Origin of the sequence: Stenotrophomonas sp. 2YAF22 (genome assembly GCF_052114665.1) — a bacterium.
Lineage (GTDB): Bacteria > Pseudomonadota > Gammaproteobacteria > Xanthomonadales > Xanthomonadaceae > Stenotrophomonas > Stenotrophomonas indicatrix.
In genome coordinates this window covers 1-6,553 of record NZ_JBFRFE010000202.1, presented here as the reverse complement: position 1 = coordinate 6,553, position 6,553 = coordinate 1, and the positions used below count along the sequence as shown (strand labels likewise).

Sequence of the window (6,553 nt, the reverse complement as noted above, 5' to 3'; positions counted from 1 at the left end):
GGTTGCCGGCCAGCGGCCGGCACTACCCATGCGTGCGATTCCCGGTAGTGCCGGCCGCTGGCCGGCAACCCGGACACTCCATCAGCGCAGGTAATCCGATGCGGCCATCGCTTCACCCAGGTAATCCAGGAACGAGCTGATCCGCGCCGATACGGCCGTGTTGCGGTAGTACACCGCGTGGATCGGCTGGTACACATCCAGCGTCTGTGCGGCCAGCACCGGCACCAGCGTGCCGGCCGCACGATCGCGTTCGGTCACGAAGTCGGACAGGCAGGTGATGCCCACGCCTTCCACCGCCAGCGCGCGCAGCGTCTCGCCGCTGGATACCGCGATATCCGGGCGCACCAGCAACTGCCCGTCGGCATCGCCCGGCAGCGGCCAGCGGTTCAGCGATTCCGGTTCGTTGAAGCTGAGCAGCGTGTGCTGGCCCAGCGCCGCCACGCTGGCCGGTTCCCCGTGCGCGGCCAGATAGCCCGGGCTGGCCAGCACCTGCAGCCGGCAGCGCCCCAGCGGCCGCGCATGCAGGGTGGAATCGGCCAGTGGCCCGATGCGGATCGCCAGGTCGGTACGCCGTTCCAGCAGGTCGATGTAGCGCTCGGAACTGTTCAACTCCAGCTGCACTTCCGGGTAGCGTGCGCGGTAGCCGGCCACCAATGGCGCGATCACGTGCAGCACGAACGGCATCGCCGCATCCACCCGCAGCCGGCCAGCCGGGCGCTCGCGGCGCGCAGCCATCTGTTCTTCGGCCGATTCCACTGCATCGATGATCGCCCGCGCATGACGCAGGTAGGCCTCGCCCTCGGCGGTCAGGTGCAGGCGGCGGGTGGTACGGGTCAGCAGGGTCGTGCCCAGCTTGTCCTCCAGCCGACCCAGCGCGCGGCTCACGCCTGAAGGCGTCTGCCCCAGCTGCTCGGCAGCCGCGCTGATCGAACCGCTGTCGATCACCGCCAGGAAGGCCTGCATCTCGTCGAGGGTGGTTTTCATGACGCCATTATTGACCACCAGGCAAGAGTGATTGGCGTGAAGACCGGTTTTTCGGCAAAGGTCGGCCGCGCACACTGCCCCCCTTCCTTCCGTCTGGACACTGTCATGATCCGTGGCATTCCGCTCGCCCTGCTGGCGCTGACCCTCGGCGCCTTCGCCATCGGCACCACCGAGTTCGTCATCGTCGGCCTGATCCCGACCATCGCCGCCGACCTGCAGGTCAGCCTGCCGTCGGCCGGCCTGCTGGTGTCCTTGTATGCGCTCGGCGTGGCCGTCGGCGCACCCGTGCTCACCGCACTCACCGGCCGTGTGCCGCGCAAGACCCTGCTGGTCGCGCTGATGGTGCTGTTCACCCTCGGCAACGTCATCGCGTGGATGGCACCGGGCTACACCTCGCTGATCGTCGCCCGCATCCTCACCGGCCTGGCCCACGGCGTGTTCTTCTCCATCGGCTCGATCATCGCCACCGCGGTGGTGCCGAAAGAGAAGGCTGCCAGTGCCATCGCCATCATGTTCACCGGCCTGACCGTGGCACTGGTGACCGGCGTGCCGCTGGGCACCTTCATCGGCCAGCACCTGGGTTGGCGCGCCACGTTCCTGGCCGTCGCCGGGCTGGGCGTGATCGCGCTGCTGGGCGCGTTGCTGTTCGTGCCGCGCGGCCTGGCGCAGAGCGCGCCGGCCACCTTCCGCCAGCAGCTGGACGTGCTTGCGCAGCCGCACCTGCTGATGGTCTACGCCATCACCGCACTCGGCTACGGCGGCACCTTCCTGTCCTTCACTTACCTGACGCCGATCCTGCAGGACGTCACCGGCTTCTCGGCCAACGCGGTCAGCCTGGTGCTGCTGGTGTATGGCGTGTCGGTGGCGATCGGCAACCTGTGGGGCGGCCGCATGGCCGACCGCATGGGTCCGGTGCCCGCACTGAAGCGCATCTTCGCGCTGCTGGCCGTGGTCCTGCTGGTCATGACCTTCACCGCCCACAACACCTGGTTGATGCTGCTGACCGTACTGGCACTGGGCGCAGTGGCATTCGGCAACGTGCCCGGCCTGCAGGTGTATGTGGTCAAGCAGGCTCAGCGCTACGCACCGCAGGCCACCGATGTGGCCTCGGGCCTGAACATCGCCGCCTTCAACATCGGCATCGCGCTGGGTGCATCGCTGGGCGGCCTCGTGGTCGAACACATCGGCCTGATGCACACACCGTGGCTGGGTGCACTGGTGGTGGTCGGCGCGTATGGCCTGACTGTGCTGAGCGGCCGTCTGGACCGTCGCGACGGCATCGATGATCGCGCCGACGGCATCACGGTGGCGGCACATTGATGAGCGCAATACACCGTTGCCCGCATGCACACAGCCCCTGCCCTACCCTTTGTGATCACCTCCTTCCCCCGCTTTGGAGTTCCCCATGACTGTCCCCGCTTTCGGCCTTGGCACCTTCCGCCTGAAAGACCAGACCGTGATCGACTCGGTGCGCAACGCACTGGACGTCGGCTACCGCGCCATCGACACCGCGCAGATCTACGGCAACGAAGCCGAGGTCGGCCAGGCCATCGCCGAGTCCGGCGTGCCGCGTGACGAGATCTACCTGACCACCAAGGTGTGGATCACCGAGTTCAAGCGCGATGCACTGCTGGCAAGCCTGCGCTCCAGCCTGGAAAAGCTGCGCACCGACCATGTCGACCTGGCGTTGATCCACTGGCCGTCGCCGAACGACAAGGTCGACACGCCGATGGAGGAGTACCTGGCCGCGCTTGCTGAAGCCAAGGCACAGGAACTGACGAAGGAGATTGGCATCTCCAACTTCACCATCGCCCAGACCCGCAAGGCGATTGAGATCCTCGGTGCCGATGCGATCGCCACCAACCAGGTCGAGATCCATCCGTACCTGCAGAACCGCCTGCTGGTGAAGTTCCTGCAGGACAACGGCATCCGCGTCACCGCGTACATGAGCCTGGCTTATGGCGAGGTGATCAAGGACCCGGTGATCCAGGCCATCGCCGGCCGCCATCAGGCCAGCCCGGCGCAGATCGCACTGGCATGGGCGCTGCAGCAGGATTACGCGGTCATCCCTTCGTCGACCAAGCGCGAGAACCTGGCCAGCAACCTGGAAGCCGCAGCGATCCGCCTGACCGAGGACGACATGGCGCAGATCGCCAAGCTGGACCGTGGCCATCGCCTGGCCAATCCGGAAGGCATTGCGCCGGCCTGGGATTGAGCAAAAGCCGCCGGACATGGCCCGGCGCTACCGGTAGGTGCCGACCTTGGTCGGCGCTTACCTCTGGTCGATCGATGAAACACCATGCCGACCAAGGCCGGCACCTGCCAGAAGCGTGGGTTCAATCCTCTTCCTGCAACAGCCACCCACGCATCGCCGCACTCACCTCTTCCGGCTTTTCCATCGGCGCCAGATGCCCGCAATCGGGCACCACCACCAGCTGAGAGTGCGGCACCAGCGCGTGCATTTCCTCGCTCACCGCCAACGGCGTGATGCGATCGTTCGCACCACAGACGATCAGCAGCGGATCGCGGTAGCCGGCCAGTACGTCGTGACCATCACGGCGCTCCAGCGCGCTCTGCCGCAGGAATACCTCCGCACCCAACCGGGCGGTCATGTCACGCACGCGCTGCACCAGCACGTAGTCGTCCAGCCGTGAGGCGTCGATATAGCTGCGCATCAGCGCGTCACCAAAGCCGTGGAATTTACCGGGCAGGCGCACGCTGGCACGCTGGCTGCGGCGCTGTTCGGCGCGTTCCGGGGAATCGGCATGGATAGAGGTATCGATCAGGGCCAGCTGCATCACACGCTCCGGCGCGATGCGCAGGATCTGCTGGGCGACGAAGCCTCCCAGTGAGAACCCAGCCAGCGCGAAACGCGAGGGCGCCTGCGCAAGCACGTCCTCGGCCACCGCCTGCAGGGTCTCGCCTCGGGTCTGGTCTCCCACGGTGCAGTCGGCGATATCGGCCAGGTCGGCCAGCTGCGCGCGCCAGAGTTCGGCGTCGTTGAGCAGGCCGGGGAGGAGCAGCAGAGGAATGCGGTCGGTCATGGCGGTATTGTGGCGCTGCGCGGTGACCGCGGCCAGCCACGAGCTGACCCTGTGTGTTGCGCGACCAAGTACTTGCTCCGCCGGGAGGACAACAATGCTGTACTGCGCGCACGCCATCTTCTATTACCTGTACGAGGGTCAAGCATCATTCCCGGTCCACGAGAATCTGTATCTGATCAATGCACCTGACCCAGCCACGGCGATGCAGAAGTCTGCGTCGCTCGCCCGTGAGTATGAGCAGCGAGGCGATGACAGTCGGCTGGAGATCAGCGGCGTGCGCGCCGATTATTGCTTCGCCGGCATCCGCAAGCTGATTGAGGTCGCGCAGGATGACGCTGCGCCTCTGACGCTTCCTGGATCTGGAATCGAAGTGACCTATTCTGTATTTGAGGTGGAGCAACTTGCCGATGTGATGCGGCTTGCCGAGGGCGGCAGGGTGCAGGTCGTATATCAGGAATAGCACTTGCTCAATCTTCTTGCAGCGCTCCATCCAACCGGGCAGTTCCTTCTCCTCTTCTACAGCAGACCAGACACCCATGGCCGACCCCTACAACAGTGGCACTCCCACCACCTCCGCAGCGCGCTTCGATGATTCGATGGTGACCACCGCCTTCGAGCTGCCCGGCTACCGCATCTCGCGCAACCTGGGCGTGGTACGCGGCATCACCGTGCGCTCGCGCTCGATCGTGGGCAACTTCCTTGGCGGCATCCAGACGATCTTCGGCGGCAACATCACCATCTACACCGAGCTGTGCGAGCAGGCGCGCGAGGAAACCTATCGCGACATGGTCAAGCATGCGAGGCAGCTGGGTGCCAACGCGGTCATCGGCATGCGCTATGACGCCACCGATGTGATGACCGGCCTGACCGAAGTGCTGTGCTATGGCACGGCGGTGGTGGTCGAGCCGCTGCGGTAACCTGCGAAACCCTGCCATGATGGATGTGAGGATCTACCGTCCCTGCGAGGCCAGTGATGTCCAGAGTGCCGACGATTGTGCTGTTCCTTTGCTTGGCTTGCCCTCCCTCCTCAGGTGATGCCTCCGCCAGGGATGGTCTGGCCACGCTGCCTGCGGCGGTAAGAGCCAACATACTGGCTGCGCAGAAGCAGCCCGAATGCGTACGTGTCGTGGAGGCCTACGTCCGGCGTACCAGGGCTTGGAATACGACAACGTATCTCGTAGCCACATCGCCCCCCGTATCCGGCGGCCGCGGTTTTGCCGTGCTGCATCAGGAAGATCTTGCAGATCCGCTGTCCATGCAGGAACGCAGATCGTTCCATCTGGAGCTGGATCAGTCGTGCAGCAAGGTTATCGAGGAGTTCTGGTTCCAGTAGAAGCGCCAAGGTGAAATGAACGAGGTGCCGATCACACGGGAACGTCGGGCACTTCCACCTGCTGCACCGGCAACGTCACCATCATCACCGTCGGGTCGTCCGGGTCCAGTTTGGTCTTGAAGCCCAGGCTCTGGCACATCGCCAGCATGGTGCTGTTCTCGCGCAGCACCTGGCCTTCCACCACGTCCAGGCCCAACCACTTGGCGTACTCGATCATGATCGCCATCAGGCGCCAGCCGATGCCGTGGCCCTTCAGATCCGAACGGATCAGGATGCCGTACTCGCCACGGTGGTAATCCGCATCGGCATGCAGTCGCACCGCGCCGAGCATCTCGCCGCTGCGCGGTTCGAGCGCCACCAATGCGATCGAGCGCGCGTAGTCCAGCTGGGTCAGGCGGGCGATGAACTCGTGGCTGAAATGCTTCACCGACTGGAAGAAGCGCAACCGCAGATCTTCGTCGCTGACACGCGCGAAGAACGCGCGGAACAATGCGTCATCTTCCGGCCGCACCGGGCGCACGAACGCGCGACCGCCGTCGGACAGCTCGATGGTGCGCTCCCACTCCTTCGGATACGGGAACACCGCGAAGCGTGGATGGCCACGGCCCTTGTGCAGGATGCGCGACGGCGCGACCGCCACGCGCGCGTCCAGCGCGAGGATGCCCTTGCTGTCCACCAGCAGGGGATTGATGTCCAGCGTGCGCACTTCGGGAATGTCCGCCGCCAGCTGCGCCAGTTTGACCAGCGCCAGTGCCAGTGCGCGCTCGTCGGCGGCGGGCACGTCGCCATAGGCTTTGAGAATGCGCGAAGCCCGGGTCTGGCCGATCAGCTCGTGGGCCAGGCGCAGGTCCAGCGGAGGCAGCGCCAGCGCCTTGTCGTTGATCACTTCCACCGCCGTGCCACCACGCCCGACCACGATCACCGGGCCGAACGTGGCGTCGTCGGCGATGCCGACGATGAGCTCGCGCGCCTTCGGGCGGACGATGGTCGGCTGCACCAGCAAGCCGTCGATGCGCGCGTCCGGTCGCAGCTGTCGCGCACGGGCAAGGATCGCCTTGGCCGCGCTCTGCACCGCCGGCAACGTCGCCAGGTTCAGGCGCACGCCATCCACTTCGGATTTGTGCGGAATATCCGGCGACAGGATCTTCAGCGCGACGGTCGCGCCACGCTCCAGCAGCGGTTGCGCCAGGTC

General features: G+C 65.6%; 7 protein-coding genes. 4 read left to right on the top strand and 3 right to left on the bottom strand.

Features of this window, described 5'->3' with window-relative positions; genetic code table 11:
- Positions 1-81: 81 nt before the first annotated feature.
- Entirely contained in the window at positions 82-984 is a 903-nt protein-coding gene (locus tag AB4Y84_RS09960) for a LysR substrate-binding domain-containing protein (RefSeq protein WP_442244136.1), read from the bottom strand.
- A 105-nt stretch (positions 985-1,089) separates the two neighbouring features.
- On the opposite strand from AB4Y84_RS09960, the gene AB4Y84_RS09955 reads away from it, so the two are divergent.
- Both AB4Y84_RS09955 and dkgB read left to right on the top strand, forming a co-directional pair.
- Positions 1,090-2,304: an MFS transporter gene (locus tag AB4Y84_RS09955; protein WP_442244135.1), complete on the top strand. Its 1,215-nt coding sequence runs from the start codon at positions 1,090-1,092 to the stop codon at positions 2,302-2,304.
- A gap of 85 nt (positions 2,305-2,389) precedes the next feature.
- Positions 2,390-3,199, top strand: a complete 810-nt coding sequence (gene dkgB, locus AB4Y84_RS09950) for a 2,5-didehydrogluconate reductase DkgB (RefSeq protein WP_442244134.1) — start codon at positions 2,390-2,392, stop codon at positions 3,197-3,199.
- A gap of 121 nt (positions 3,200-3,320) precedes the next feature.
- Here the strand turns inward: dkgB and AB4Y84_RS09945 are convergent, their stop codons facing one another.
- The gene (locus AB4Y84_RS09945) at positions 3,321-4,028 is read right to left on the bottom strand and encodes an alpha/beta fold hydrolase (RefSeq protein WP_442244133.1); all 708 of its coding nucleotides are present in this window, start codon (positions 4,026-4,028) and stop codon (positions 3,321-3,323) included.
- 94 nt (positions 4,029-4,122) lie between these two features.
- Here AB4Y84_RS09945 and AB4Y84_RS09940 point away from each other — a divergent pair, with 94 nt between their 5' ends.
- Together AB4Y84_RS09940 and AB4Y84_RS09935 are read left to right on the top strand one after the other, a co-directional pair.
- The gene (locus tag AB4Y84_RS09940; RefSeq protein ID WP_442250079.1) at positions 4,123-4,488 is read left to right on the top strand and encodes a DUF4288 domain-containing protein; all 366 of its coding nucleotides are present in this window, start codon (positions 4,123-4,125) and stop codon (positions 4,486-4,488) included.
- Between the two features lie 76 nt (positions 4,489-4,564).
- Entirely contained in the window at positions 4,565-4,945 is a 381-nt protein-coding gene (locus tag AB4Y84_RS09935) for a YbjQ family protein (protein WP_442244131.1), read from the top strand.
- 447 nt (positions 4,946-5,392) lie between these two features.
- Here AB4Y84_RS09935 and AB4Y84_RS09930 read toward each other — a convergent pair.
- Positions 5,393-6,553: GNAT family N-acetyltransferase (locus tag AB4Y84_RS09930; RefSeq protein WP_442250078.1), on the bottom strand; the 1,161-nt coding region annotated here is incomplete at its 5' end.